Origin of the sequence: Solwaraspora sp. WMMA2059 (genome assembly GCF_027497315.1) — a bacterium.
Taxonomy (GTDB): domain Bacteria; phylum Actinomycetota; class Actinomycetes; order Mycobacteriales; family Micromonosporaceae; genus Micromonospora_E.
Genome location: NZ_CP114908.1, coordinates 3,739,597 through 3,765,280, shown reverse-complemented (window position 1 = coordinate 3,765,280; position 25,684 = coordinate 3,739,597). Strand labels below are relative to the sequence as shown.

The following is a 25,684-nucleotide window of genomic DNA, read 5'->3' as shown; positions in this document are numbered from 1 at the left end:
GAGGAGCTACGTGAAGCTGGCAAGGAAGTTGCTGACGTGGGCCATGGGCGCCACCATGGCCCTGGTAGTCGTGACGCCGTCGCCTGCGCAAGCCGCGTACTGGGACTGTCCGACCAACGCCATGTGCATGTGGGAGCACAGCGGAGGTAACGGCCTGATGGTCTGGGTATCGGTCAACACCGGCAATCAGCCGGATCTACGGGCATGGAGCTTCGACGACAAGATCAGCTCGGTCCGGAACACTTCCGCCCGGGGCGTCTGCCTGTATCCCGACCTCAACTACGATGGCAACTGGTACATCTTCGTCCCGCCGTACAGCGGCGGTGGCAACGTTGATCCGCTCGCGAACGATCAGATCACCTCGTTCCGCTGGGCACCGTCGACCTCACCGCCCGTCTGCTGACGGGCAGTCGACGTCAGACACCGAACGGTAACGCGGCTGGTCGCCAGTGGGTCTGTGGCCCCCGACGACCAGCCGCGTCGTTATGTCTCCTGGGCGGCTCTGCCTGCGGCAGCTGCCAGTTCCCGCTGTTGGCTCAGCGCTGTCGTCGGTCAGTCCGCGTCGGCCAGCCCGATGGCGAAGGCCGCCTCCAGATCGTGCTGTGAGTAGGCGCGGAAGGCGATGTGCGACTCGGTGTTGAGCACCCCCGGAACCTTCGAGATCCGTCCGGCGATCACGTCGGCGATCTGGTCGAACTCCCGCACCCGGACGATCGCGATCAGGTCCACGTGCCCGGCCACCGAGTAGACCTCGCTCACCCCGTCGAGACCGGCGAGCGCCTCGGCCACCTCCGGGATCGAGTCCGTGGCGCAGTCGATCAACACGATGGCAGTGATCACGCAGGTCCTCCGTCTCTCACCGGCGTCCGCCGCCGATGTTACTCAAGCCGGGTGCTCAGCCGGCGGACACCGTCAGATCGCTGTCCACCCGGATCGCGTCAGTCAGCCGTTCCCCCGTATGCACCTGTGCGCCGGGCCACACCACCGAGCGGACCAGCGTCCCCCGTACCACCGCGTCGGCGCCGACGACGGAGCGGTCGACCGGGCCCGTCACCGTGGCCGACGGGTCGACGAGGCTCCGGCCACCTGCCGCGTGCAGATTGGCCGCGAGGTAGTCCGGTGGTGTCCCGGTGTCCAGGTAGGTCCCCGAGTAGTTGATCACCTGCAGCGCGCCGGCGGCCTCCGCCGGCCGCCAGACGGTACGGACCAGTTCGCCGGGAGTGGCCGCTAAACCGCTGACGTAGCGCCACGGCAGCAGCGAGAAGCCGGCGAACCGGTGCCCGTCGAAGCCGCCCCGGGCGGCCGGGTGGGTGAACCGCTGGCCGAGCAGCCGGACGGTCTCGCCGTCCCAGCCGTCGAGCAGTGCCGCGATGTCCGGCCCAGGGTCGAGCTCTGGATGGGCGAGATAGCCGTCGACGTTGCCGACCAGCACGCCGCGACCGCTGATCCAGTCCCGTAGCCGGCCGACGCCGCCGGAGGTGCCCAACGGGTCTCCTGGCTCCACGGACAGCTGTGCCCGGTCGCCGACCTGGGTCACCACCTGCCGGCCGAGGTAGCAGGCGTTGACCGCGACCGCCGCCGGCCCGGTGAAACCGAGGGCACCGACCCGGGCGAGCGCCCGGTCCAGCAGCGGTACGTTCCCGACCGGGCAGAGCGCCTTCGGGACGAGACCGGTCAACGGCCGCAGCCGGCGGCCTTCACCGGCGGCGAGGATCACCGCGCAGATCCGGTCCGGTCCGGCCGCCGGTGCGCTCACCCCGGCTCCTGGGCCGCTGGCGGGCTGACGAGTGGACCGATGCCGTAGCGCGCGAGTAGCCGGGCGGTCGCCGGGGTCAGCCGGGGCAGGTCGTCGAGCCGGTGCCAGGCGGCTTCGTACACCTCGGCCCCGTCAACCACCAGTTGGGTTCGCGACGCTGCCACGGAGGCTTCGAAGACCACGTCCACCCAACCCTTGGCGTGCACCACGGCATTCGGCACCGCCGGGCGTAGCTGGTCCGGGGCGAGCCGGATGCCGGTCTCCTCGGCGAGCTCCCGGGCCGCGCCGACCACCGGCGCCTCGCGGTGTCGCAGCAGACCGGCGGGCAGTGTCCAGCCCCGGCCGGGCGGCTGGCGCAGCAGCAGTAGCCGGGCGGGTGTCGACGGGCCGACTTCGGAGTCGGTCACCAGCGTCACGGCGCCGACGATGTACTTCTGCACGGCGAGCCGGACCAACCGCCGACGGACCGGGTGCGGTAACCGGTAGAACACGCCGTACAACAGGGCGCGTGCGGGGGATCGGCGGGTGATCATATGGTTCAGGCTAGAGGTAGCCGGTCGTCGGCGCCGGGTCAGGTCAGCCCGGCTGGTCGACCAGGGCGATGAGCTGGTCGACGACGGCCTCGGGCTCGATGGTCCGGTCCACCACCGCGACCAGCAGGGTCTCCATGTCCGGGTACTTGAGGTTCTCCGCGAGCTGGCGCAGTGGTTTGTCGTTGGACAACGCCCGGTCGTGTTTGCGCAGGATCAGGCTGACAGTGGCGCGGCCGAGGCGTACCTTGTCGCTGATGCTGATGCCCGGTTCGGAGTGTTCGGCGAACCAGCGGTTGATCTGCATCTGGGCCTGCGGCGACTTGACGAAACCCAGCCACTCCTTTCGCGGCCCGGCCGACGTCGGTGCCGTCCCGGTCGGCTGGTCGTCGGTCTCGGTGAAGATCTCGACCACGTCGCCGTCGGTCAGTTCGGAGGCCAGTGGGGCCAGCCGGCCGTTGATCCGTACGGCGAGACAGTGCGCGCCTTTGCGCGGATCCAGCTCGTATGCGAGGTCGACTGGCGTCGACCCGGCCGGCAGCACGATCGGGCGGCCGTCGGTGAAGACCTGGATCTGCGCGTCGACCAGGTCGCAGCGCAGCGAGTGGACGAACTGGTCAGCGTCGATGTTTTCCTGCGACCAGTCGATCGCCCTGCGGAGCCAGGCCAGCTCGTCGGCGCGGGCAGCGGCACGACTGCGGCCGGGCTTGGGGAAGTGGTACGGCGCGGCGATGCCGAACTCGGCGGACCGGTGCATCGCGTCGGTCCGGATCAGCACCTCGAGCGGACGCTCGTCCGGGCCGATGACGGTGGTGTGCAGCGAGCGGTAGAGGTTGTTCTTCGGCGCCGCGATGAAGTCCTTGAACCTGCCCGGTACCGGTCGCCAGCGGCAGTGGACCGCGCCGAGCGCCGCGTAGCAGTCGGTGTCCGGCCCGGTGACCACGACCTCGATGCGGGGTAGGTCGAACGGTGCCCGGTGGCCGCCGGTGACGGTGTCCTTCCAGATCGAGTAGCGGTGCCGTGGCCGGGGCGCGACCCGGGCGGCGACCTTCTCCCGGCGCAGCGTCACCCGTGCCTGTCCGCAAACGGCGTCCAGGTACGTCGCCCAGCCCGGCCGGTTGGCCAGGTGCTCCTCGATCTGCTGGTAGGCCTCCGGCTCCAGGTGGAACAGGACGATGTCGTCGAGCTCCCGCTTGAGCTTCTGGATGCCGAGCCGGTCGCAGAGCGGGACCAGCACGTCCAGGGTCGCCTTGGCGATCCGGGCCCGGGAGGCAGGCGAGCGCACACCGAGGGTCCGCATGTTGTGCAGCCGGTCGGCGAGTTTGATGACCAGCACCCGGACGTCCTTCGACGCAGCGATGATCATCTTTCGGATGGTCTCCGCCTCGGCGGCCTTGCCGTAGAACGCCTTGTCGAACTTGGTCACCCCGTCGACCAGGTGGGCGACCTCGTCACCGAAGTCCGCGGCCAGTGTCGGCAGGTCGTACGTGGTGTCCTCGACGGTGTCGTGCAGCAGCGCGGCCACCAGGGTGGTGGTGTCCATGCCGAGCCCGGCGCAGATCTCCGCGACGGCCAACGGGTGGGTGATGTACGGCTCGCCGCTCTTGCGGTACTGCCCGGCGTGCATGCTGTCGGCGATCTGGTAGCCGCGGCGCAGCACCGCCGGGTCCGCCGACGGGTGGATCGACCGGTGGACGCGGATCAGCTCGGCGACCGGGTCCGGTGAGCCGGGAGACCAGGACAGCCAGGCTCGCAGGCGGGCGGACAGGGGTGTCGTGGTGGGCAGGAAACGTCCGATGGCGGCGCCGGGACCGGCGTCGACGTCCACGCGGAGACACCTCCTCACCCATCGCCCGGCGGGTCGACCGCCCGGACGCACGCCACGAATCGGGCGTTGGCTGACAGGACTGCACTTCTCTAACAGCCTAAGCGAGCGAGCGTAGTACGATCGGCTACTTGCGGGTGATCGATCGGTCGAGTCTTTGGTCTGCTTCGTCGACCCCGGCCGTCGTCCGGGCGGCTTCCTCGGCCTTGACCAGCAGATAATGGAATCGGCCGGCGCCGCCGGCCGGTGAGGCCCAGTCCCCGCTCACCCTGACCAGCCGGGTCTGTTCCGGCTCCAGCCAGGACAGGATCCGCTCGCTCTCGGCCGCGCTGGCCCGGGGCACCGGGCCGTGCCCGGCCGGCACCGTCTCCGCGGTGGCGCACAGCAGGTCGATGGTGGCCCGGGGGTGCTGCCGTGGCGGCGACACGCCGGCAGCGGCGAGCCGACCGTGCCGGACGATCGCCAGCTCCCAGCCACCGTGCCCGGCCCGTCGCGCCGCGACCAGCTCGGCGATCCTGGTCAGTGCGGTCAACCGCTGCATTCGGACGGTCGCCCGCAGGAATGCGGCCAACCGGCCCCGGACCACCGCCGCCTCCTCGAACCGCTGCGCGGCGGCGAGCCGGTCGATCCGGGCGAGCAACGTGTCGACCAGTGGCTGCGGGTCGGTCTCGAGTGCCGTCCGCAGCGGGGCGACGGCGAGTTCGGCGTACTGCTGCGGGTCGATCCGGTGCTCGCACGGTGCCGGACAACGACCAAGCTCAGCCAGCGCGCAGGCCGGGGTCCGGGTCCGGGCGGACAACCGGTGGGTGCACTGACGCAGCGGCAGCGCGTCGTGGATGCCGGCGGCGGCCAGCTCGGCCGCCCGGCGGGAGGCGAACGGCCCGAGCACGGTGGTGTCGGCCGGTGAGATCGCCCGGACCGTGGACAGCCGTGGATAGACCTCGTCGGTGACCTTCAACCAGACCACCCGCTCCGGATACTTCGACCGGCGGTTGTACGGCGGCGCGTGGGCGGCGATCAGCCGCAGCTCACGTACCTCGGCCTCCAACCGATGGGCGCACTCGACCGCGTCGACCCGCGTCGCCGCGGCCAGCATCTCGGACATCCGCGCCCGCCGCTCGGCGGCGGTGAAGTAGCTGCGTACCCGGGTGGCGACGTCGCCGGAGGTGCCGACGTACAGCGGCCGGTCGTCGGCCGCCCGGAAGATGTACACCCCGGGGGAGCGGGGCAACCCGTCGGCGAGGTGCCGCTTGCGTCGCTGGACGTCGCTGACCGCGCGGCTGAATTCGACCGCGTCGCCGATGCTCGTCACCTGGTGCCCGCCGAGCCGGGCGATCAGCCCGTGCAGCACGTCCACCGTCGCCTGGGCGTCGGCCAGGGCCCGGTGGGTGGGCCGCCGAGGGGTGCGGAAGTAGCCGGCGAGAGTGCCGAGCTTGCGGTTGGGCACCTCGTCGCGGGTCAGCACCCGGCGGGCGAGGGCCGCGGTGTCCAGCACCGTCGGCGCCGGCCAGGGATAGCCGTGCCGGGCGCACGCGGCCTTGAGGAAACCCACGTCGTACGGCGCGTTGTGCGCCACCAGCACCGCGTCACCGAGAAACTCCAGCAGGCTGGGCAGCACCTGCTCGATCGGCGGCGCGGGAACGAGCATCGCCTCGGTGATGCCGGTGAGCACGGTGATGAACGGCGGCACCGGTCGGCCCGGGTTGACCAGCGTGGCGAAGACGCCGAGCTCCTCGCCGCCGCGCACCTTCACCGCGCCGATCTCGGTGATGCCGCCACCGTCCGGCGCGCCGCCGGTGGTCTCCAGATCCAGCACGACGAAGGTGGTCTCCCGTAGCGACCGGTCCGCGCCGGTCGACAGCGGCCCGCCCTGTCCGGCTGACAGCAGCGAGTCGATCGAGCCCTGGGTGTAGGCCGGTCGAGGTACGGGATCAGGCGGTGCCACGGCGCAGACGATAGGACGTGGGTACGACACAGCCGTCCCATGCGTACCACCGGTAACGATCCGATCGACTCTGCGAGATCATTCTTCCTGTCGGGCACGCGGCGGCCACCCGGTGGGAGACTGGGGTGCATGGCCGCACCGGATCCGACCGACGCTCGTCCCGAGGGGGCGGCGCCGACGACCGGCGCCCTGCCCCCGTCCGCCGACCAGCCGGCCGGTGGTCCACCCGCCGAGCCGGTGCTGCCCGAGCCGGTGCGGTCGCGCATCGTCGTGCTCGCCGCCGCCGCGCTGCCCGAGATCCCGACCGACGAGATGCCGCCTCCGTTGCGCAAGGTCGCCAAGTTCGCGCCGAACCGGCGGGCCCGCTACGGTGCCGCGGCGATCGCGGCGGCGCTCACCAACGATCCGTCACTGCGGCAGCGGGTGGCCGCCCGCGCGCTGGCCGAGACCGGCGAACTGGGTGCGGCGGTCAGCGAAGGTGTCTCACCCGCGGCGGCGGACCCGGTCGAGGTCGCCGCCCTGGCGTACCTGATGCGGCCGGCGGGCTGGCGTGAGCTGGTCGACGCCGCCGGTGCGGCGGTCCGGGCCGAGGCCGACCGGGCCGCCGTCGCCGAGCTGATCCGCGATGCCGAGGCCCGCGCCAACCGAGCCGAACACGACCGCACCGTCGCCCGGGTCGAGGTGGAGAAGCTCCGCGACGAGCTGGCCCGGGTACGGGAGGAACTGGGCCAGCTCCGCGAGGAGTCCCGGCAGCTGTCCCGCACGCTGCGTGAGGCACAGGCGCAGCAGCGGCGGGCCAACGAGCTGCTCGCCACCGAACGCGGCCGGGCCGCGCGGGCCGCCGCCGACCACGACGCCGAGCTGCGGCGGCTGCGCGCCAAGCTCGCCGACGCGGAGCTGACCGCCGGGACCGCCCGGCAGTCGGCGAAGGAGGCCCGGGCGGTCGACGACGCCCGGCTGTGGCTGTTGCTGGAGACGATCGGGCAGGCAGCCCAGGGGCTGCGGCGGGAGCTCGCCCTGGACCCGGCCGACCGGTTGCCGGCCGACTACGTCGCCGACGCGTTCACCGACCGACCGGCGGCGGCGACGTCGACCCGGGCCCGCGACACCGACGACCCGGCCCGGCTGGACGACCTGCTCGCCCTACCCCGGGCGCACCTCGTCGTCGACGGCTACAACGTGACCAAGCGGGGCTTCGGCGAGATGCCGTTGGAGCAGCAACGCAAGAGGTTGATCACCGGGCTCGGTGGGATCGCCGCGCAGACCGGGGACGAGGTGACAGTGGTCTTCGACGGCGCTGAGCGGATGCACGGGTTGCCGCCGGCTCCACGTGGCGTGCGGGTGCTGTTCTCCCGAAAAGGGGAGACGGCCGACGAACTCATCCGCCGGCTGGTCCGGGCCGAGCCGTCCGGCCGGGTGATCGTGGTGGTCTCCTCCGACCGGGAGGTGGCCGACGGGGTCCGGCGGCACGGCGCGTACCCGATGGGCGCCGACTCGCTGCTGCGTCGACTGGCTCGTTCCTGAGCCGACACCCGGTCACGCGGAACTGTCGTACCTGACGCCTATCGTCGATGTCACTGGCGGTGGTCGGTCGGCGATGCTGCGTCGTACGGGGGCCGATCACCGCCGGCCGACCGTTCGACGGCACCGCCACGTGAGGAGACGACCATGCTGATCGACTGTGACACCTGCGCCGTCGAGCGCGGCCCGAGCTGCCGGGGTTGCCTGGTCAGTGCCCTGATCGACAGCCCGGACACGGTGGCCCACCTGGACGCCGGCGAGCGGTACGCGATCGAGGTGTTCGCGCGTGCCGGGTTCGACGTCGAGGTGCTCGGCGAGTCGCCGGCAGCGGCGCGCGGCCGCCGGCAGCGCCGGCCCCGGTCCCGAAGACAGGTCGCCTGAGCGATCGACCGGTCCGCCTGAGAGGATCCGGTCGCCCGAGTGTGGACCGGGGCCGCGCCGGCACACCTAGGATGGTCGGGCGACCGGTCGGCGGAAGGAGCCCGATGACGCCTCGCGCATGGGCGCTGGTGACCTTCGTCGTCCTGGGGGTGGCGGTCGTCGTCGCGGCGGCCGTGCTGGTGCCGTGGCACCGGCCGCCGGTGCCCCGCGCCGATCAGCTCGCCGCCCTGCGTGAGCTGCCCGTCGACCAGGTCGAGCGGGGGAGGGCCCTGCGGGCGGCGCTGCGTCCCGGTCGCTACGGCGCGATGCTGGTCGGCCTGCTGGCGGCGCTGCTGCTCGGGTTCACCCCGGTCGGTGCCCGGCTGGTGTTGGTCGCCGGCCGGCCGTTCGGCGACCACTGGGTCGCCCAGGCGCTGCTCGGCGGGCTGCTCGTGGTGTTCCTGGCCGACCTGCTGACCCTGCCGTTCGCCGCCTGGCGGCACCGGATCCTGACCGAGCACGGACTGGCCACCCAGGGCTGGGCCGGCTGGGGAGTGGACCTGGTCCGGTCGTACGCGGTCGGCGCGGTCATCGCGACGGTGGCCCTGCTCGGCTTCTACACCGTCGTCCGGCTCGCCCCCCGCTGGTGGTGGGCGCTGGCCGCGACCGGCGCGGCCGCCCTGGTGGTGCTGCTGTCGTTCGTCCTGCCGGTGCTGGTCGAGCCGGTGTTCAACAAGTTCACCCCGATGCCGGCCGGTCCGGTGCGCACGCAACTGCTGGAGCTGGCGGAACGCGACGGTGTCGCGGTGCGGGACGTGCTGGTCGCCGACGCGTCCCGGCGCACCCGCGCGGTCAACGCCTACGTGTCCGGGTTCGGTCCCACCCGGCGGATCGTCGTCTACGACAACCTGCTGCGCGAGGCGCCCCCGGCGGAGCTGGCCGCCGTGGTCGCCCATGAACTGGGCCACGCCCGCGCGCGCGACGTGCTGACCGGCACTCTGTTGGGCGCGCTCGGTGCCGCCGCAGCCGTGGTCGGGCTGTACCTGCTCGGCGGCTGGCGGCCGGTGCTGCGGGCGGCCGGCGTCGCGGACATCGCCGAGCCGAGGGCGATCGCCCTGCTGCTGGCGGTGGTCACGCTGGTCGGCCTGGCGGCGACACCGGTGCAGGCACTGGTGTCGCGCCGGGTCGAGGTCCGCGCTGACGCGCACGCGCTGACGCTGCACGGTGATCCGGCGGCGTACGCGGCGGTGCACCGCCGGCTGTCCGCGATCAATCTCGCCGATCCGGATCCGCCCCGCTGGGAGTACCTCTACTCCGCCACGCACCCGTCGACAGTGGAACGAATCGCGGCGGCCCGCAGGTACGCCGACCGGGCGGGCCGATGAACCGCACCCTGCTGGTCACCAACGACTTCCCGCCGCGACCCGGCGGCATCCAGTCGTTCGTGCACAATCTGGCGCTGCGGCAGCCCGCGCAGACCATCGTGGTCTACGCGTCGAGTTACGACGGTGCCGAGCGGTTCGACGCCGACCAGCCGTTCGAGGTGGTCCGTGACCCAACCGGCATGCTGCTGCCCACACCGGCGGTGGCCCGGCAGACCGCCGCTTTGGCGCGGGCCAGGGGCTGCGACACGGTCTGGTTCGGCGCGGCCGCGCCGCTCGGGCTGCTCGCCGACGGCCTGCGTCGACGGGCCGGGATCAGCCGGGCGGTGGCTCTGGCCCACGGGCACGAGGTGGGGTGGGCCGCGTTGCCCGGCGCGAGGTCGATGCTGCGCCGGATCGCCCGCGCCACCGACGTGGTGACCTACCTGGGCGAGTACACCCGGGTGCGGCTGGACCGTGCGGTCGGCGGGCTGACCGAGCTGCGTCGGCTCGCCCCGGGTGTGGACACCGATGCCTACCATCCGGGCGTCGACGGCGGCGAGGTGCGCCGCCGGCACCGGTTGTCGGACCGGCCGGTGGTGGTCTGCGTGTCCCGGCTGGTGCCCCGCAAGGGTCAGGACACGTTGATCCGGGCATGGCCGCTGGTACGGCGTCGGGTGTCGGGCGCCGCGTTGCTGATCGTCGGCGGCGGTCCGGACCGCAACCGGTTGCAACGGCTCGCCCGGCGCGTCGGGGTGGCCGACGACGTCACCTTCACCGGGGCGGTGCCCTGGGCGGAGCTGCCGGCGCACTACGCCGCCGGGGACGTGTACGCGATGCCCTGCCGCACCCGGCGCGGCGGGCTCGACGTGGAAGGCCTCGGCATCGTCTACCTGGAAGGGTCGGCGACCGGGCTGCCGGTGGTGGCCGGGGATTCCGGCGGCGCGCCGGATGCGGTCCGCGACGGCGAGACCGGGTACGTCGTGAACGGCCGGGATCCGAGCCAGCTGGCCGACCGGCTGGGTGTCCTGCTGACCGACCGGGAGCTGGCCCGGCGGATGGGCGCCGCCGGTCGGGCCTGGGTGGAGCGTGAGTGGCGCTGGGACACCCAGGCGCAGCGGATGGCGTCGCTGCTGGCCGGCTGAGCGGCGTGACCCCGGCGGCGCGCCTGGCCCTCCTGCGGTGTCCGGCTGCTTGCGGCGTCAGCCGAGTCGTTCGGTGATCCCGTCGGCTGGTCCAGGACGGCCGAAATGCCAGCCCTGGGCGGCGTCGCAGCCGATCGCCCGGAGCCGCTCGGCCTGCCCGGCGGTCTCCACTCCTTCGGCGGTGACCGTCAGCCGCAGCGTGTGGGCCAGCGTCACCAAGGTGAGCAGGATGCTCTCGTCGGTGCGGTCGGTGCCTGCCGAGGCACGGAGCCCTTCGACGAACTTCCCGGCCAGCTTCAGCTCGTGCACCGGCAGCGAGCGGAGGTAGGACAGGTTGGAGTAGCCCGTCCCGAAGTCGTCGATGGCGATCCGTACGCCCAGATCGGCCAGCTCGCGCAGGGTACGGACCGGTCCGTCGGCGGTGCTCATCAGGGCGCTTTCGGTGATCTCCAGCTGCAGCCGGCCGGCCGGTAGCCGGGTGTCGGCGAGTACCTCGGTCACGTACCGGACCAGACCGGGGTCGTTGACCTGCCGCACAGCCAGGTTGACACTGACGAACGGGGCGTTCGCGCTGCGGTCCAGCCAGCGCCGGGCCTCCCGGCAGGCTTCGGCCAGCACCCACGATCCGAGCCGGACGATCAGCCCGGAGTCCTCGGCGAGGGAGATGAACCGGTCCGGACCGAGTACCCCCATCGTAGGGTGCCGCCAGCGGACCAGCGCCTCGACGCCGAGCAGCGCGCCGCCGGCGAGCGCGACCAGCGGCTGGTAGTCCAGGAAGAACTCGCCCCGGTCGAGAGCGGTGGGCATCGCCGCGGACAGCGCGTACCGCGCCAGCTGGCGATCGTTGCGCACTGGATCGAACAGCGCCCACCGGCCCTTGCCCGCCGATTTCGCCCAGTGCAGAGTGACGTCGGCGGCCCGCATCACCTCGCTCGGGGTGGTGCCTGCGACCGTGCGCTCCACGATGCCGATGCTGGCGGTCACGGTCAGCTCGTGACCGTCGACGACGACCGGTTCGCCGATCGCGGCGAGCGCGGCCTCGGCGACCTTGAGCACGTCGTCGGTGCAGGTGGTGTCGGCGACCAGGATGACGAACTCGTCGCCACCGATTCGGGCCACCAGGTGTTCGCCGACGCCACGGCGCAGCCGCTCGGCGACCGAGACCAGCAGCAGGTCCCCGATGTGGTGGCCGAGGGTGTCATTGACGATCTTGAAGCCGTCGAGGTCGACGAAGCAGACGCCGAGTCGGCGTCCGTCCCCGCCAGTACGACCCGCCGTGCTGAACACGTCGTCCAGCCGCTGGGTGAACAGGCTCCGGTTGGGCAGGTCGGTGAGCGGGTCGTGGGTGGCCCGGTGCCGGTATCGGGCCTCGCTCTCCCGCAGCGCGATCTCGGCCTGCTCCCGGGCGACCAACGCCGCGCGGCGGATGGTCTCCTGCTCGTCCAGGGTGCGGTCGCGTAGTGCCCGGGTGTAGCCGGTGGCGATACTGCCGAGCAGCCGTGCCATCCGGTCCGGCATGTCCGGGTCGTCGATGTCCAGGTCGCGCAGTAGTCGCAGGTCGAGTACCTCGATGGTGCGGCCGAGCCCCTCAGCCGAGGCGATGTGCGCGGCGACCAGGTCCGAGCCGACCTGGTAGCCGACCCGGACGGTGAACGGCTCGGCGCGCAGTGCCGTGACGAGCCGTACGGTCAGGTCGCCGAGAAACGCCTCCAGCTGCTCCTGGGCCAGCGGCAGGTAGCTGGTCCCGGTTACCGCTTTGGCCCAGGCCCGGGCGACGGCGGCGACGCCCGGTGGCCGTCCACCGGGCGGATCGGCGGCCGGGTCGGACTGCTCAGCCACCGAGTCGGCCTACCCCGCCCATGAAGACGGCACGCTCGGCGTCCTCGGCCGCCTCGGGCGACTCAGGGCGCCACTGCGGCACCCAGACCACGCCCGGCGGTAGCAGGTCGAACCCGTCGAAGAAGCTGGTCAGCGCGGCCCGGGACCGGATGTTGAGCGGGTTGTCGGTGCGCCGGTAGATCTGGTCCGCCTCGCGGCGTTCCTCATCGCTGCGGCCGTCGTCGCTGGCCTGGGACAGGACCAGATGGCTGCCGGGCGCGAGCGCGGCGCGTAGCTCGGCCAGGATCGCGGCTGGGTCGTCGGAGTCCGGCACGAAATGCAGGACCGCGACGATCAGCACCGCGACCGGCTGGTCGAAGTCGAGTAGCTTGCGCACCTGAGGATCGTGCAGGATCCGTTCCGGGTTGCGCAGGTCCTCCTGCAGGATCGTGGTCCGGTCGTTGCCGGCGAGGATCTCCCGGCTGTGTGCGACGGCGACCGGATCGACGTCCACGTAGGCGACCTTCGATTCCGGTGCCAGCCGTTGAGCGATCTCGTGCACGTTGCCCACAGTGGGGATCCCGGAGCCGATGTCGAGGAACTGCCGGATTCCCGACTCGACGAGGAATTGCACGACGCGGCGCATGAAGGCTCGGTTCGCCTGGGCCATCAACGGGGCTTCGGGAACGGCCGTGATCATCGCCTGGGCGGCGGCCCGATCGGCGGCGAAGTTGTGTGAGCCGCCGAGATAATAGTCGTACATCCGGGCGACGCTCGGCCGCTCGACGTCGATGCTCTCCGGTGCCCAGTGCGGCCGATCCATCTTCGCCCCTTTTGTCCCTGTCTGACCGTTTGCTGGCTGGCTGCTGGCGCTAGCTAGCCATTGTGCCCGCTGCGTGCCCGGGCATCCAGAGCGTCCGACCCGCGAGGTTCCCGCCCGCACCGATCAGAGCCGCCACGGTCGACGTGGGCCGGCCCACCCGCCGCCGGCACCACGTGACCAGGTCAGAACTTCGGAGCGTCCGGCGCCTCCAACAGACCGAGCCGCAGCGCCGTCATCAGCGCCTGGGCCCGGTTCGCCGCGCCGAGCTTCTCGTACAACTTGGAAATATGCGTCTTCGCCGTCGACTCGCTGACGAACAACTGCTTGGCGATCCCGGCCACGCTCATCCCATCGGCGAGCAGGCGCAGCACCTGGCCCTCCCGGGGGGACAGTTGCGGCCCGGACGGCGCGAGCCGGCGTTTCATCGCCTCGGCCAGGTCAGCTGCGGTGAACGCGCTCGGCGACGAGGCCGCGTGCCGGGCCGCCGCGACCACCTCGTCCGCCGGTGCGGTCTTCGGCACGAACGCGCTGGCCCCGGCCTCGAGGGCGCCGAACAGCTGGTCGTCGCCAGCGTACATGGTCAACACCACGATGCCCATCGTGGAGCTGGACTTTCGCAGCGCCCGGGTCGCTTCAAGGCCGCTGCCGTCCGGCAGCCGCAGGTCCATGATCACAACATCTGGTTGCAGGGCGCCCGCCTGGCGTACACCCTCGGCCGCCGTCGCGGCCTCACCGACGACCTCGAACTGGCGGTCGCGCTCGAAAGCGTGCCGCAGGCCCTTCCGGATGAGGTCGTGATCATCGACAAGCAGGACCTTGGTCCGGGTGGTCGGTGTGGGGCTGGTGGTCATGCTGTGGCTACTCCCCTTCTGGTGCTGTCACGCTATCGCGCACGCTATCGCGCCGGGGCGAGGTTCCGAGCACCACTGCCACGGTCGTTCCGCTCGGGTGTCGTGGCCTGATCTCCAACCGGCCCCGGATACGTTCCGCTCTCTCTGCCATGATCGCAAGACCGTACCGCCCATCCGGACGCTGGTCGGCGATCCCCTGACCGTCATCCGACACTTCTATTTGCGTGTACGGCGGGTCAATGTCGCACGTGACCCACAGATTCGCGGCGCCGGCATGCTTGCGCGCATTGGTAATCGCCTCCTGGGCGATGCGCAGTAGTTCCGCCTCGGTGGCAGCCGGCAGCCGGGCCCCGGACTCGTCCAGCGACAGGTGCACCCGCAACCGGCCGGACGATCCGACGGTACGGGCGTACTCGGCGATCGCGGCCGCCAGCCCGCCGTGCCGGTCCACCTCACTGCGCAGCTCGAACAGGCTCAGCCGCAGCTCGGTGATCACCCGGGTGACCTCGCCGCGCAGTGTCCGCAGGTCCTCGGCGGTCTCGTCACTGCCCTCCGGCAGGGTGGCCAGGGCGTTGTCGATGCCGTACCCGACCATCACCAACTCCTGGGCCACCCCGTCGTGGATCTCCCGGGCCAGCCGTTGCCGTTCCTCGTTGGTGGCCAGCGACCGAACCTCGTCGAACAGCAGCGCGGCCTCCAGCCGCAGCGCTGCCGGGCGGGTCAACGCGGTGATCCGGGCAACCACCGGCGGTGGGTAGGCGTTGGCGCTGTCCGTCTCCAGAATCACCAGACCGACCGTGCGCACCCCGGCGACCAGCGGCACCACCAGCGCCGACACGTCACCGCCGGGGTGCGATCGGGCCTGGGACCGGGCCGCGGTCTGGGGCAGTTGGCTGGCCCAGGCGTCGGCAATGGCCGAATCCGCGTCCAGGGTCGTCTCCCAGTCGACCCGGTCCAGGCCGGCCTGGGCGAGCACCACCAGCCGCCCCCCACCGCTGCCGGAGAGCACCGCGGTGCGACCGGTCGGCGCCACCGCGCGCAGCTCCTCGATCAGATGCTCCGAGATGCTGCCCGGGTCGAGCGTGGCACCGGGCAGCTGCCGCGCGACGCTGCGCAGCTGGGTGAGCAGCCGGGTCGCCTCCGCGTACGGGGCGGGCTTGCTCTCCCCACGGGCCTGCATCACCTGCTGCAGCGTGCCGGCGGCCAGGATGCCCAGGCTGGCCAGGATCAGCCACTGGGTGCAGACCGCGACGAAGCCGAGCTGGGCCAGCTGCGGTCGGCCGTCGATCGTGGTGAACAACCCGCTGAGGGCCAGGGTGAGCGCGGTGACGCCGAGCAGCGCGGTCGCCTCGCGGGTCCGCCGTTGCAGCACCGCCACCGTCAACGGCACCGACAGGTACGGCAGCATCGCCGAGGCGCCCAGCCCGGCGCCGATGGAGCCGCGCAGGTTGGCGGCGGCGGCCACCTCACTCGTGGCCAGGCCGACGATGACGACCTCGGCGAGGCGGCCGAGCATGCTGATGACCGGGTGGCGGGGGACGAGCACCGCCGGAGCGCCGGCGACCGCCAGCAGCGCCACCCAGCGCAGTTCGCCGAGATCCCGGGTGGTGATCAGGGTCAGCACCGCGACGAGCGCGAGCATGACCAGGCGCGCCACCGCGGCGAGTGGATGCGGACGGGGCGCGTCGGACGTCGGTGCGGACACGTGACGGATGGTAGTCAGCTCCCGTAGATTTCGGCGATCTCGGCTTCGTGGTTGGCGTGCACCATCGCCCGTTTCACCTTCAGCGACGGGGTCAACTCGCCGCTCGCCTCGGTGAAGTCCCGGGCCAGTACCCGGAACCGCCGGATCGACTCAGCGGCCGAGACGGCGCGGTTCGCCTCGTCCACGGCCTGCTGGAGTTCAGCCAGCAACGCCGGATCGTCGCGTAGCTCGGCGACGGTGCGGCCAGGCGGGTGACCGTTGCGTTCCAGCCAGGCCGGCCAGGCGTCCTCGTCGACGGTGAGCAGCGCGGCGATGAACGGCCGGCGGTCGCCGACGACCACGCACTGGCTGACCAGCGGGTGGGCTCGCAACTGGTCCTCCAGCACGGCCGGCGTGACGTTCTTGCCGCCGGCGGTGACGATCAGCTCCTTCTTGCGACCGGTGATGGTCAGGAAGCCGTCGTCGTCGAGCCGGCCGAGGTCCCCGCTGCGGAACCAGCCGTCGTCGGTCAGCACCTCGTCGGTCTGCTGTCGGTTGTTCCAGTACCCCTGGAACACCAGATCGCCGCTGACCAGCACCTCGCCGTCGTCGGCGATCCGGACGCTGACGCCGGGCAGCGGCCGGCCGACGGTGCCGATCCGGATCGCGTGCTGCAGGTTGACCGACACCGCCGGGGAGGTCTCGGTCAGCCCGTACCCCTCGTAGACAGTCACCCCGATGCCGCGGAAGAAGTGCGCCAACCGGGCACCCAGTGGGGCACCACCGGAGATCGCGGTGCGGCACCGGCCGCCGAGCGCGGCCCGCAGCTTCCGGTAGACCAGCCGGTCGAACACCGCGTGCCGGGCGCGCAGCCCGAGCCCCGGCCCACCAGGGGTGTCCAGCGCCTCGCTGTAGGCGACGGCCACCTGGTCGGCCCGGTCGAAGATGGCGCCCTTGCCGCCGTCGTATGCGCGCTGCCGGGCCGCGTTGTAGACCTTCTCGAAGACCCGGGGTACGGACAACACGAACGTCGGGCGGACGCTGGCCAGGTCGTCGACCAGGTTCTTCGGGTCGGCGGCGTGAGTCATGGTGGCCCGGGCGTGCACCGCGCCGATCTGGATCAGCCGGGCGAATGAGTGCGCCAGCGGCAGGAACAGCAGGGTGGCGGCACCCTCGTGGAACAGGTTCGGCAGGCCGGGCACCGCGTTGGCGATGTCGGCGTACATGTTCCGGTGGCTGAGCACACAGCCCTTCGGCCGTCCGGTGGTTCCACTGGTGTAGATGATCGTGGCGATGTCGTTCGAGGTCAGCTGCTGGCGGCGGTGCTGCACCTGAGCGGCGTCGACGGTCCCGCCCCGGGCCAGGATCTCGTCGAGACCACCGGTTTCCAGCTGCCACACCTCGCGTAGCGCGGGCAGCCGGTCGCGGACCGAGGCCAGGGTGATCGCGTGTCCGTTGGTCTCCAGCACGCAGGCGACCGCGCCGGAGTCGGCCAGGATCCAGGCGACCTGCTCGGCGCTGGACGTCTCGTACACCGGCACGGTCACCGCGCCGATCGACCAGATCGCGTAGTCGAGCAGCGTCCACTCGTACCGAGTCCGGCTCATCAGACCGACCCGGTCGCCGGCGGTGATGCCCGCGCCGATCAGGCCGCAGGCGACCGCCACCACCTCGTCGCGGAACTCCCGGCAGGTCACTTCCTGCTGCCCGTGGGGGCCGGGCCTGGTGAACTGCACCGCGTCGGGTGCTGACTCGGCGTTGTCCCAGACCGGATCGGTCAGGTTGGCGGCATCACCGACCGTGACGACCGGTGGTACGGAGAACTCGCGCACCTGCACTCCTTGCGCTCGCGGGCTGAGGCGGACCGGACCGGCGGTGCACGTCCGGCTACCCGCAACCTACCGGGCGGCCGATGACCTGCGCGGTCAGCCCGCTGCCGGGGGCGGCCGGATGGTTGTCGGCCACTGGCTTGATCTTGCCCGGCACCGGGTAGCCTGCCCCACATGGCGGAGTCCTCCACCAAGTCGATCGTCGTCGCCGCACCCGCGTCCCGGGTGACGGCGGTGATCTGCGACTTCGTGCGCTACCCCGAGTGGACCGAGGCGCTGGACCGGGTCGAGGTGCGCCAGGAGTACGAGGACGGATACGCGCGTGAGGTCCGCTTCGTGCTGGATGCCGGAGTGCTCGCCGACGAGTACACGTTGATCTACGAGTACTCCGAGGACCTGTCCCGAATCGAGTGGCGGCTGGCTGAGCCGTCCCGGATGCAGCGTCGGCAGGACGGTGCGTACGACATCGAGGACAACGGGGACGGGTCCACCACGGTGACCTACACGCTGGAGGTGGAGCTCTCCGTCGGGATGCTCGGGATGTTCCGCCGCAAAGCCGAAAAAATGATCATGGATGCTGCCCTGACACAGCTCAAGCACCGAGTGGAACAGCTCGGTACGACGGAGACAGGCTAGGGGGCGGGCCGACGGTGGGAACGGATCCTCGCTCGGCGCGGGCGGAGGCGGAACGGTTGGTGGCGACCGCGTTGGCGATGGCGCAGCTGGCGGCGCGCGGCCAGCGGCTCGGCGCTGGTGCCGCAAGTGGCCTCGGCCTGCTGCGTGACCTGCTGGGCGGCACCGGTCCGGTCGCCACCGGCGACCCGGCCTGCTGCGTCTGCCCGGTCTGCCGGGCCATCACGGCATTGCGTGATCCCAGTCCGGAGCTGGCCGACCGGCTGGCCGCCGGTGCCGGGGACTTCGCCGCCGGAGTCGCCAGCCTGTTGCGTGCCCTGGCCCCGGACCGTACGGCTGACCCCGCGGCGGCCCCGGACCGTACGGCTGACCCCGCAGCGCAGCCGGAGCCTGCGGCTGGTTCGCCGGCTGCGGATCCCGCCGGCCCGCCGCCGGACCGGCACGATCCGCCGACCGGCCGGATGACCTCGGACGACGAGGTCTGGCGCCAGGCCACCTGGACCATGGATGATTCGGACTCAGCGGGTGATCGGGACGTCTGGTCGGCCGCGACGAACGCCCCCGTCGACGTCGCCGGGACAGGCAAACCACCAGCCCGGGGCCGCCCCGGTGGTCCGGCGGTGACCGCCCCGGTGACACCCGGCGCGGATGCCGACAGGGCGGAGCCGGACCGGTCGGGTGCCACCCGGCCGGACCACGGCCGGCCGGGACCTGATCTGGCCTGATCCGGCACCGTCCGGCCGGACCACCGTCCAGCGGTGGACCGTCGCCGGAGGGGACCCGGTGCGGACACCGGCGCGCGAAGAGCACAGCAGAGGGGAGCGGCAGCGGTGACGCTGACCATCGGAGTCGACATCGGTGGCACCAAGGTCGCCGGCGGGGTCGTCGATCCGGACGGAAAGGTCCTGGCCCGGACCCGGCACGAGACGCCGGCCGACGACGTGGCCAAGACCCGGGACGTGATCGTCGAGGTGGTGCTCGAGCTGGCGGCGAACCACTCGGTCGGCGCGGTCGGCATCGGGGCCGCCGGTTGGATCGACGAGCGTCGCTCAACTGTGCTGTTCGCCCCGAACCTCGCCTGGCGGGACGAGCCGCTGCGGGACTACGTGAGCGCGGCGGTCGGCCTGCCGGTGATCGTTGAGAACGACGCCAACGTCGCGGCCTGGGCAGAGTTCCGGCACGGCGCCGGCCGGGCCGCCGCCGACTCGATGGTCATGTTCACCGTGGGCACCGGCATCGGCGGCGGCATCGTGTACGGCGGCGAACTCGTCCGCGGCGCGCACGGCATCGCCGCAGAACTCGGCCACATGCTTGCGGTTCCGGACGGACACCAGTGCGGCTGCGGCCGGCAGGGCTGCATCGAGCAGTACGCCAGCGGCAACGCACTGGTCCGGTTCGCCCGCGCCGGTGCCCGGCAGGAACCGGACCGGGCAATCAAACTGCTGGCCCTGGCCGGTGGCGACGCCGAGGCGGTGACCGGACCGATGGTCACCACCGCGGCCCGCTCCGGTGACCCGGTCTCCTGCGAGGCGTTCGCGCAGATCGGGCGCTGGCTCGGCATCGGCCTGGCCGACCTGGCGCAGATCCTCGATCCCGAGGTGTTGGTGATCGGCGGCGGCGTCGTCGACGCGGGTGACCTGTTGCTCGGCCCCGCTCAACGGGCGTACACCGACGCGCTGGCCCAACGGGTCCGCATTCCGGTGGCCGAGGTGCGGCCGGCCGAGCTGGGCAACGCTGCCGGTGTGGTCGGTGCGGCCGACCTCGCCCGCCGGATCTGAGCCCATCGGGCCGAGGAGGGGACTGTGACGGCTGACCAGACGACCGCGCCACAGCGGGCCGGCGTGCGGTTGCGGGTGCTCACGTACAACATCCACGGCCAGCGTGACGACCGGGCCGCGCTGGCCGAGGTCGTCCGCCAGGTCGCACCGGACGTGGCGATTCTGCAGGAGGCACCGCGCCGGTGGCGGTGGCGTACCAGGTCCGCCGCGCTGGCGAACGCGTTCGACATGGTCGTCGGAGCCGGTGGGCCACCGCCGTTGGGCAACCTGGTGCTGACCACGCTGCGGGTACGGGTGACGGGTACCTGGTCGGTCCGGTTCCCGCTGACACCCGGTCGGCACCTGCGCGGCGCGGTGTTCGCCCGCTGCGCGGTCGGCCCGGCCCGCTTCGTGGTGGCCGGATCGCATCTGTCCACTGATCCGACGGAGCGGCCGGCGCAGGCCCGGCTGCTACGTCAGGCCTGCGCCGACGTCGACGGATCGGTGATTCTCGGCTTGGACGTCAACGACCAGCCGGCGAACCCCGACGACCCTCCGTCGCCCGGCATCGACGCCCGGCTTGCGCCCGGCACCGACGCCCGACCGCCGGGCGACACCGGTGCGGCGTGGCAGTTGGCCGCCGCCGGGTTCACCGACGCCGCTGCCGCCGTCGGGGCGGACCGGGCCGGCACGTTCCCGGGCCGCGACCCCCGCCGACGGATCGACGCGATCTTCGTCGATCCGCGAATCGAGGTGGCCGGCTGCCGGGTGGTGGACACCCCGGCGGCGCGGCGGGCAAGTGACCATCTTCCGGTCGTTGCCGATCTGGTGCTCACCGATCCGGCACCGGGACTGGACAAGCGGGGCGGCTAGCCGGCACGATTTCGCAGCCGTACGAAGGAGATTGCCGGTGTCTACTTCCGCTGACTACGACAGCCCCATCACCGGCACCGACCGGTGGCGGGACGACCGCCCGATCTCCGAACAGGGTGAGAACGTCTGCGTCATCGGTGCCGGGGCGAGCGGGTTGTGCGCGGTCAAGAACCTGCGCGAACAGGGGTTCGGGGTCGACTGTTACGAACGGGAGACGGGCGTTGGCGGTGCCTGGAACTGGCGCCACGACCGCAGTCCGGTCTACGCCAGCACCCACCTGATCTCGTCGAAGCCGTTCAGCCAGTACCCCGACTTCCCGCTGCCGGACAGCTGGCCCGACTACCCGCACCACAGCCAGCTGCTGGCCTATCTGGAACGCTACGCCGACCACTTCGATCTGCGCCGGCACATCTGGTTCGGCACCGAGGTGGTACGGGTCGAACCGGCGCCGGGGGACCGGTGGGACGTGACGACCCGCAGCGCCGGCGGCAACGGTGCCCAACGCACCCAGCGCTACGCCGCCGTGGTCGTCGCCAACGGACACAACTGGGCACCCCGGCTTCCCGACTACGAAGGATTGTCCGGTTTCACCGGGCAGGTGATCCACGCGTCGGCCTACCACGACGCCACTCAGCTGCGCGGCCGGCGGGTACTGGTGGTGGGCGGCGGCAACACCGGCTGCGACATCGCCGTCGAGGCCGGGCAACAGGCGGCCCGCTGCTGGCACTCCACCCGTCGCGGCTACTGGTACACCCCGAAGTACCTGTTCGGCCGGCCGAGTGACCAGGTCAACGCGGGGCTGCTCGCCCGGCGTCTGCCACGCTGGCTGCGCCAGGGAGTTCTCCACCGGCTGCTCCGGTTGGTCGTCGGCGACCAGACCCGGTTCGGGCTACCGGCTCCGGAGCACCGGGTGTTCGACGCCCATCCGGTGGTCAACAGCCAACTCGTCCTGCACATCGGGCACGGTACGGTCCGCCCGGTGCCCGACGTGGCCAGGTTCCGCCGGCATACCGTAGAGCTCACCGACGGCACCGAAGTGGATCCCGACCTCGTCGTGCTCGCCACCGGTTACCAGCCCCAGTTCGACTTTCTCGATCCGCGGGTGCTCGGCGTCGACGCGGACGGTCGGCCCCGCCTGCACCTGCACGCCTTCGCCCCGGGACACCCGACGCTGTCGGTGGTCGGGCTGGTGCAGGCGGAGTTCGGGGTCTTCCCGGTGGTCCACTGGCAGAGCGTGGTGGTCGCCCGGTGGCTGCGCGCCCGGTCGGCGGATCCGGCGGTCACCGCTGCCCTGGCCGGCCGGATCGAGGCCGGCGCGGGACGGCCCTGGCACGACGCCAAGGTGGCCGACCCGGCTCGGCGCTGGTTCGAGGTCAGTCACGACACCTACCTGCGCGCGCTGCAGGAGACCTTGGACAGTCTGGAGGTGGCGGCCCGATGAGTCGTACCCTTGCGGCCCCCCGCATCGTCCGTACCCGGGAGTGGGCCAGACCGGTCCCGGCGGTGCGTCGCGAGGTGCTGCACGCCGACGTGTCGCGCGACGAGGGCCGGCCGCCGCTGCTGTTCGTGCCCGGTTTCGGGCACGGTGCGTGGGTTTTCGCCGAGCATTGGTTGGAGCGGGCCGCCGAGCGCGGATTCCCGGCGTACGCGGTCAGTCTGCGCGGGCACGGGGACAGCGGGGCGGCGCCGCAGGCCGACCTGCGGGCGTACGTGCACGACGTGGTGCAGGCTGCGGCCGGCCTGCCCCGGCAGGCGGTGCTGATCGGGCACGGCGCTGGGGCGTTGGTGGTCGGTCACGCGTTGGCCCGCTACCCGGCGCGGGCCGCGGTGCTGGCCGCTCCCGTACTCGGTGGCTGGCCGCTGCTCGGCGCCGCGCTGCGTCGCAACCCGTTCGGCACCCTGCCGGCCGTCTTCGGCGGGGCGGTGCGGCTGCGCGCCGGTCAGCTGTTCAGCCGGGAGCTTCCGGAGGCCGTCGCGCTGTCCTACGTAAACCGTTTGGGGCGCGCGTCGGCCCGGGCCCAGTGGCAGCTGCTGGCCCGCCAGCGGGTCGAGCCGCCGGTCGGCGACCCGCCGGTGCTCGTTCTCGGTAGCCCGGACGACCGGGTGGTGCCGGTGTCAGTATTGGACCGCGCGGCCCGGCGGTACGGGGGTGCTCCGTTGCTGTTCCCCGGGATGGGCCACGATCTGATGCTCGACGCGCGGTGGACGGAACCGGTCGACGCGATCCTCGACTGGCTGGACAAGGGAGCCGGCTGACCGGCGACGGTAGACCGGTAGGATCAGGCGGTGAGCCGGGCGGCGAGGGAACCGGTGCGGTCCAGCGCGGTGAGGTAGCCGTGCACCCAGGCCCGGATGTCGTGGGTGCGCAGGTGCTCGCGCATGGAACGCATCCGGTCCGCCACGTCGGTGGGTGACGCCTCCAGCGCGTGCATCAGCGTCAGTTTGAGCCCGTCGAGATCGTGCGGGTTGACCAGGTACGCCTGCTGGAACTCAGCGGCGGCACCAGCGAACTCGCTGAGCAGCAGCGCACCGTCGTTGTCGACCCGGGCTGCCACGTACTCCTTGGCGACCAGGTTCATCCCGTCCCGTAGCGGGGTGACCGCCATGATGTCGGCGACCCGGTACAGCGCCGCGAGGTCGGCCCGGCTGAACGACTGGTTGAGGTAGTGGATCGCCGGTTCGCCGACCCGGCCGAACTCGCCGTTGATCCGTCCGACCTCGCGTTCCACCCGGTCGCGCAGGATGCGGTACTGCTCGACCCGTTCCCGACTGGGCACCGCGACCTGGACCATCACCGTGTCGCGGACCTTGATGTGCCCGTCGGCGATCAGTTCGCTGTACGCCTTGAGCCGTTGCTCGATGCCCTTGGTGTAGTCCATCCGGTCCACACTGAGGATGACGTGCTGCGGGTCACCGAGGTCGGACCGCAGCTGACGGGCCCGGTCCAGCACGTCCGGCCGGCCGGCGAGGGACTCCATCTCGGACATGTTGATCGACACCGGGAAGGCGCCGATGCGTACCACCCGGTCGTCGATGGCGATCCGCCGGTCGGTGGCCGGCACCTTGAGCACCTTCGTCGCCAGCTGGGCGAAGTTGTGCGCGGCCTGGGCGCGTTGAAACCCCACCAGGTCGGCGCCGAGCATGCCGAGCATCAGCTCGGCCCGGCGGGGCAGCTGCATGAACAGCTCCGGCGGCGGGAACGGAACGTGCAGAAAGAATCCGATCAGCAGGTCGGGCCGTAGCGCCCGGAGCATTCCGGGTACCAGTTGCAGGTGGTAGTCCTGCACCCAGACCAGCGCGCCCGGCTCGGCGGCGGCCGCCGCCGCCTCGGCGAAGCGCTGGTTCACCCGCTGGTACGCCTCCCACCACCTACGGTGGTATGCGGGCTGCTCGACGGAGTCGTGGTACAGCGGCCAGAGTGTGGCGTTGGCGAACCCCTCGTAGTGGTCTCTGATGTCCTCATGGGACAGAGCGACGGTGTGCATCCGTACGCCGTCGATGTCCGGCAGGCTCGGTGCCGGGCCGGCGCCACCGGCCCAGCCGACCCAGGTGGCCGGGGTGTGCTGCAGGATCGGGTGCAGGGCGCTGACCAGACCACCGGGGCTGCGACGCCATTCGCACGCGCCGTCGCGCGCGACGCTGTCGTCCACCGGCAGTCGGTTCGCCACCACGACGAGAGAACTCTGACGCATGAGGGGACCTCGTTTCGCTGCGGCGGTTGCCGCGCATGGCGAGTGATCACGAACTCGTGGGGGGATCGGCTACGAGAGTTATTCCTACTGAGACCAAGTTACGCGAGTGTTACAGAGTGACCACAGTCGTCAATGAATCCGAATTTTCGCCATCCGTTGGTCAGGTTTCAGACGACCGCGCCGTCGTCCAGATCGTCATCCTCGTCGTGATCCGGCCGCAGCCGCCAGATCAGCGTGACAAACCCACCGACCACGCCAGCGAAACCGAGCAGGATGGCCAGTCCACGATCCACCGGAAGCACCGTCGGGAAGACGAAGAGGATGAAGCCGGCGATGATCGCCAGTACCCCGAGGACCGCAGCCGACGACAACCGGGGCAGCGGAGGCGGCAGGGGAGGGGTGTATCCCTCCTCCGGCTCGTCGGGTAACCGGGCACCGAAGGTGTCCAGCCCATCCAGTAGGGACGGCTCGTCGTCTCGCCGTCCGACGGAGATGTTGGTGTAGCCGACCGCCCACGGCAACGGGTCCGGCGTGCCGGTGGCCGTGATCTCCGGCTCGGCGCGGCCGCGACCGTCGTCGCTGTCCCGGCCGTCGCTGTCCCGGTTGAGGCCGGCCCGATCGGTCGTGCCCCGGCGATCGGTGGCGTCCCGGCCGGCCGGCTCACGGCCGTCGCCCTCGCCTGCGGTCCCGTCCCGGCGTGGACCGTCGGCGAGCGGATCCCGACCGGTCGACCGGCCCTCCACCGGCAGGTTCTCGACCGGCGGCAGATTCTCGGCGGCCGGCCAGGGCGCGGCGGTGGGGTCCGCTGGAGCCGGAACGTGGTAGTTGGCGATGATGCCGGCCCAGACGGCGTCGACATCGGCGTCCCGACCGGCCTGCTGCCCCGCGCCGGCCGGAACAACCGGGTCCGACGCCGGCGACGTGGTCTGCCCGGACCCGGTCGTCGGGGAACCGGAGCGGCTGCCCGGCGCGACCGGGCCGTCCTCGGCCAACTGCACCAGGTAGCCCCGGGCGGTGTCCAGGTGCGCCCGGTCGACGAAGAGCCGGTCCACCGGCCGGGCCGGCACGGTGGTCGTGCGGGTGACCGGATTGACGTCCGACGACGGCTGAAGGTAGGCCGCGATCCCACCGGCGGCGAGCACGTCGAGCAGGTGTTCGCCGACCCGTGGGTCGACGTCGCCGGCCACGGCGTACTCGGATGCGTCGAGGCCGTTGTCCCGCCGCCCTCGACGCGCGCCACCCGCAGACACCGAATCAACTCCTCACCGGCCGCCGTCGGGC

General features: G+C 71.9%; 23 protein-coding genes and 1 pseudogene. 11 read left to right on the top strand and 13 right to left on the bottom strand.

From position 1 onward, the window contains the following. Positions 1 to 10: 10 nt before the first annotated feature. The gene (locus tag O7553_RS17120; RefSeq protein ID WP_281550746.1) at positions 11 to 403 is read left to right on the top strand and encodes a peptidase inhibitor family I36 protein; all 393 of its coding nucleotides are present in this window, start codon (positions 11 to 13) and stop codon (positions 401 to 403) included. Between the two features lie 149 nt (positions 404 to 552). Here O7553_RS17120 and O7553_RS17115 read toward each other — a convergent pair whose 3' ends face one another. From O7553_RS17115 to O7553_RS17095, 5 genes are all read right to left on the bottom strand, one after another. Beyond that, positions 553 to 840 carry an Lrp/AsnC ligand binding domain-containing protein gene (locus tag O7553_RS17115; RefSeq protein ID WP_281550745.1) on the bottom strand — a complete coding sequence of 96 codons (288 nt, stop codon included), beginning with the start codon at positions 838 to 840 and terminating at the stop codon, positions 553 to 555. 55 nt (positions 841 to 895) lie between these two features. After that, positions 896 to 1,756, bottom strand: coding sequence for an NTP transferase domain-containing protein (locus tag O7553_RS17110; protein ID WP_281550744.1), 861 nt, complete (start codon positions 1,754 to 1,756; stop codon positions 896 to 898). Then, a complete protein-coding gene (locus O7553_RS17105; RefSeq protein ID WP_281550743.1) occupies positions 1,753 to 2,289 on the bottom strand; it encodes an NUDIX domain-containing protein in 537 nt (178 codons plus the stop codon). The genes O7553_RS17110 and O7553_RS17105 overlap by 4 nt, the downstream gene beginning before the upstream one ends. Before the next feature lie 43 nt (positions 2,290 to 2,332). Then, positions 2,333 to 4,114, bottom strand: coding sequence for an HD domain-containing protein (locus O7553_RS17100; protein WP_281550742.1), 1,782 nt, complete (start codon positions 4,112 to 4,114; stop codon positions 2,333 to 2,335). Positions 4,115 to 4,238: 124 nt separating this feature from the next. Continuing rightward, positions 4,239 to 5,999 (bottom strand): DEDD exonuclease domain-containing protein, encoded by a 1,761-nt coding sequence (locus O7553_RS17095; protein ID WP_348650146.1) that lies wholly within the window; start codon positions 5,997 to 5,999, stop codon positions 4,239 to 4,241. A gap of 186 nt (positions 6,000 to 6,185) precedes the next feature. Here O7553_RS17095 and O7553_RS17090 point away from each other — a divergent pair, with 186 nt between their 5' ends. The 4 genes from O7553_RS17090 (at position 6,186) to O7553_RS17075 (ending at position 10,443) form a co-directional block, all read left to right on the top strand. After that, the gene (locus O7553_RS17090; protein WP_281550741.1) at positions 6,186 to 7,580 is read left to right on the top strand and encodes an NYN domain-containing protein; all 1,395 of its coding nucleotides are present in this window, start codon (positions 6,186 to 6,188) and stop codon (positions 7,578 to 7,580) included. A 144-nt stretch (positions 7,581 to 7,724) separates the two neighbouring features. Further along, positions 7,725 to 7,958 (top strand): hypothetical protein, encoded by a 234-nt coding sequence (locus O7553_RS17085; protein WP_281550740.1) that lies wholly within the window; start codon positions 7,725 to 7,727, stop codon positions 7,956 to 7,958. Between the two features lie 104 nt (positions 7,959 to 8,062). After that, positions 8,063 to 9,322 (top strand): M48 family metalloprotease, encoded by a 1,260-nt coding sequence (locus O7553_RS17080; protein ID WP_281550739.1) that lies wholly within the window; start codon positions 8,063 to 8,065, stop codon positions 9,320 to 9,322. Further along, positions 9,319 to 10,443: a glycosyltransferase family 4 protein gene (locus O7553_RS17075; RefSeq protein ID WP_281550738.1), complete on the top strand. Its 1,125-nt coding sequence runs from the start codon at positions 9,319 to 9,321 to the stop codon at positions 10,441 to 10,443. Before O7553_RS17080 ends, O7553_RS17075 begins: the two co-directional genes overlap by 4 nt. Positions 10,444 to 10,500: 57 nt before the next feature. Here the strand turns inward: O7553_RS17075 and O7553_RS17070 are convergent, their stop codons facing one another. The 5 genes from O7553_RS17070 to O7553_RS17050 all read right to left on the bottom strand — a co-directional run bounded on the left by O7553_RS17070 (position 10,501) and on the right by O7553_RS17050 (position 17,451). After that, positions 10,501 to 12,282 (bottom strand): bifunctional diguanylate cyclase/phosphodiesterase, encoded by a 1,782-nt coding sequence (locus O7553_RS17070; protein WP_281550737.1) that lies wholly within the window; start codon positions 12,280 to 12,282, stop codon positions 10,501 to 10,503. Continuing rightward, complete coding sequence (locus O7553_RS17065; RefSeq protein WP_281550736.1) at positions 12,275 to 13,084, bottom strand: SAM-dependent methyltransferase; 810 nt, start codon at positions 13,082 to 13,084, stop codon at positions 12,275 to 12,277. The genes O7553_RS17070 and O7553_RS17065 overlap by 8 nt, the downstream gene beginning before the upstream one ends. 182 nt (positions 13,085 to 13,266) lie before the next feature. Further along, entirely contained in the window at positions 13,267 to 13,935 is a 669-nt protein-coding gene (locus O7553_RS17060) for a response regulator transcription factor (protein WP_123602728.1), read from the bottom strand. Positions 13,936 to 13,942: 7 nt separating this feature from the next. Beyond that, entirely contained in the window at positions 13,943 to 15,583 is a 1,641-nt protein-coding gene (locus O7553_RS17055; protein ID WP_281555640.1) for a GAF domain-containing sensor histidine kinase, read from the bottom strand. Between the two features lie 71 nt (positions 15,584 to 15,654). Beyond that, entirely contained in the window at positions 15,655 to 17,451 is a 1,797-nt protein-coding gene (locus tag O7553_RS17050; protein WP_281550735.1) for an AMP-dependent synthetase/ligase, read from the bottom strand. Positions 17,452 to 17,622: 171 nt separating this feature from the next. Here O7553_RS17050 and O7553_RS17045 point away from each other — a divergent pair, with 171 nt between their 5' ends. From O7553_RS17045 to O7553_RS17020, 6 genes are all read left to right on the top strand, one after another. Further along, on the top strand, positions 17,623 to 18,084 hold the full coding sequence (locus O7553_RS17045) for an SRPBCC family protein (protein ID WP_281550734.1): 462 nt from the start codon (positions 17,623 to 17,625) through the stop codon (positions 18,082 to 18,084). A gap of 14 nt (positions 18,085 to 18,098) precedes the next feature. Then, complete coding sequence (locus O7553_RS17040; protein ID WP_281550733.1) at positions 18,099 to 18,806, top strand: hypothetical protein; 708 nt, start codon at positions 18,099 to 18,101, stop codon at positions 18,804 to 18,806. A 105-nt stretch (positions 18,807 to 18,911) separates the two neighbouring features. After that, entirely contained in the window at positions 18,912 to 19,859 is a 948-nt protein-coding gene (locus tag O7553_RS17035) for an ROK family glucokinase (protein WP_281550732.1), read from the top strand. 24 nt (positions 19,860 to 19,883) lie between these two features. Continuing rightward, positions 19,884 to 20,711 (top strand): endonuclease/exonuclease/phosphatase family protein, encoded by an 828-nt coding sequence (locus tag O7553_RS17030; protein WP_281550731.1) that lies wholly within the window; start codon positions 19,884 to 19,886, stop codon positions 20,709 to 20,711. Between the two features lie 37 nt (positions 20,712 to 20,748). Continuing rightward, entirely contained in the window at positions 20,749 to 22,152 is a 1,404-nt protein-coding gene (locus O7553_RS17025) for an NAD(P)-binding domain-containing protein (RefSeq protein WP_281550730.1), read from the top strand. After that, on the top strand, positions 22,149 to 22,967 hold the full coding sequence (locus O7553_RS17020; protein ID WP_281550729.1) for an alpha/beta fold hydrolase: 819 nt from the start codon (positions 22,149 to 22,151) through the stop codon (positions 22,965 to 22,967). The genes O7553_RS17025 and O7553_RS17020 overlap by 4 nt, the downstream gene beginning before the upstream one ends. A 23-nt stretch (positions 22,968 to 22,990) precedes the next feature. On the opposite strand, the gene O7553_RS17015 is transcribed toward O7553_RS17020, so the two are convergent. The 3 genes and pseudogenes from O7553_RS17015 to O7553_RS17005 form a co-directional block, all read right to left on the bottom strand. Then, entirely contained in the window at positions 22,991 to 24,403 is a 1,413-nt protein-coding gene (locus O7553_RS17015; protein WP_281550728.1) for a trehalose-6-phosphate synthase, read from the bottom strand. 167 nt (positions 24,404 to 24,570) lie between these two features. Beyond that, a complete protein-coding gene (locus O7553_RS17010; RefSeq protein ID WP_281555639.1) occupies positions 24,571 to 25,401 on the bottom strand; it encodes a DUF308 domain-containing protein in 831 nt (276 codons plus the stop codon). After that, positions 25,381 to 25,653, bottom strand: a pseudogene (locus O7553_RS17005) (DUF308 domain-containing protein); the annotation flags it as partial. The pseudogene O7553_RS17005 and the gene O7553_RS17010, both read right to left, overlap by 21 nt. Between the last annotated feature and the right edge of the window lie 31 nt (positions 25,654 to 25,684).

What these genes read in the sequence shown, in the direction of transcription:
- O7553_RS17085 (WP_281550740.1), top strand. Translation starts at nt 7,725, where the DNA reads ATGCTGATCGACTGTGACACCTGCGCCGTCGAGCGCGGCCCGAGCTGC.
- O7553_RS17060 (WP_123602728.1), bottom strand. Translation starts at nt 13,935, where the DNA reads ATGACCACCAGCCCCACACCGACCACCCGGACCAAGGTCCTGCTTGTC.
- O7553_RS17015 (WP_281550728.1), bottom strand. Translation starts at nt 24,403, where the DNA reads ATGCGTCAGAGTTCTCTCGTCGTGGTGGCGAACCGACTGCCGGTGGAC.
- O7553_RS17090 (WP_281550741.1), top strand. Translation starts at nt 6,186, where the DNA reads ATGGCCGCACCGGATCCGACCGACGCTCGTCCCGAGGGGGCGGCGCCG.
- O7553_RS17080 (WP_281550739.1), top strand. Translation starts at nt 8,063, where the DNA reads ATGACGCCTCGCGCATGGGCGCTGGTGACCTTCGTCGTCCTGGGGGTG.
- O7553_RS17045 (WP_281550734.1), top strand. Translation starts at nt 17,623, where the DNA reads ATGGCGGAGTCCTCCACCAAGTCGATCGTCGTCGCCGCACCCGCGTCC.
- O7553_RS17065 (WP_281550736.1), bottom strand. Translation starts at nt 13,084, where the DNA reads ATGGATCGGCCGCACTGGGCACCGGAGAGCATCGACGTCGAGCGGCCG.
- O7553_RS17105 (WP_281550743.1), bottom strand. Translation starts at nt 2,289, where the DNA reads ATGATCACCCGCCGATCCCCCGCACGCGCCCTGTTGTACGGCGTGTTC.
- O7553_RS17075 (WP_281550738.1), top strand. Translation starts at nt 9,319, where the DNA reads ATGAACCGCACCCTGCTGGTCACCAACGACTTCCCGCCGCGACCCGGC.
- O7553_RS17020 (WP_281550729.1), top strand. Translation starts at nt 22,149, where the DNA reads ATGAGTCGTACCCTTGCGGCCCCCCGCATCGTCCGTACCCGGGAGTGG.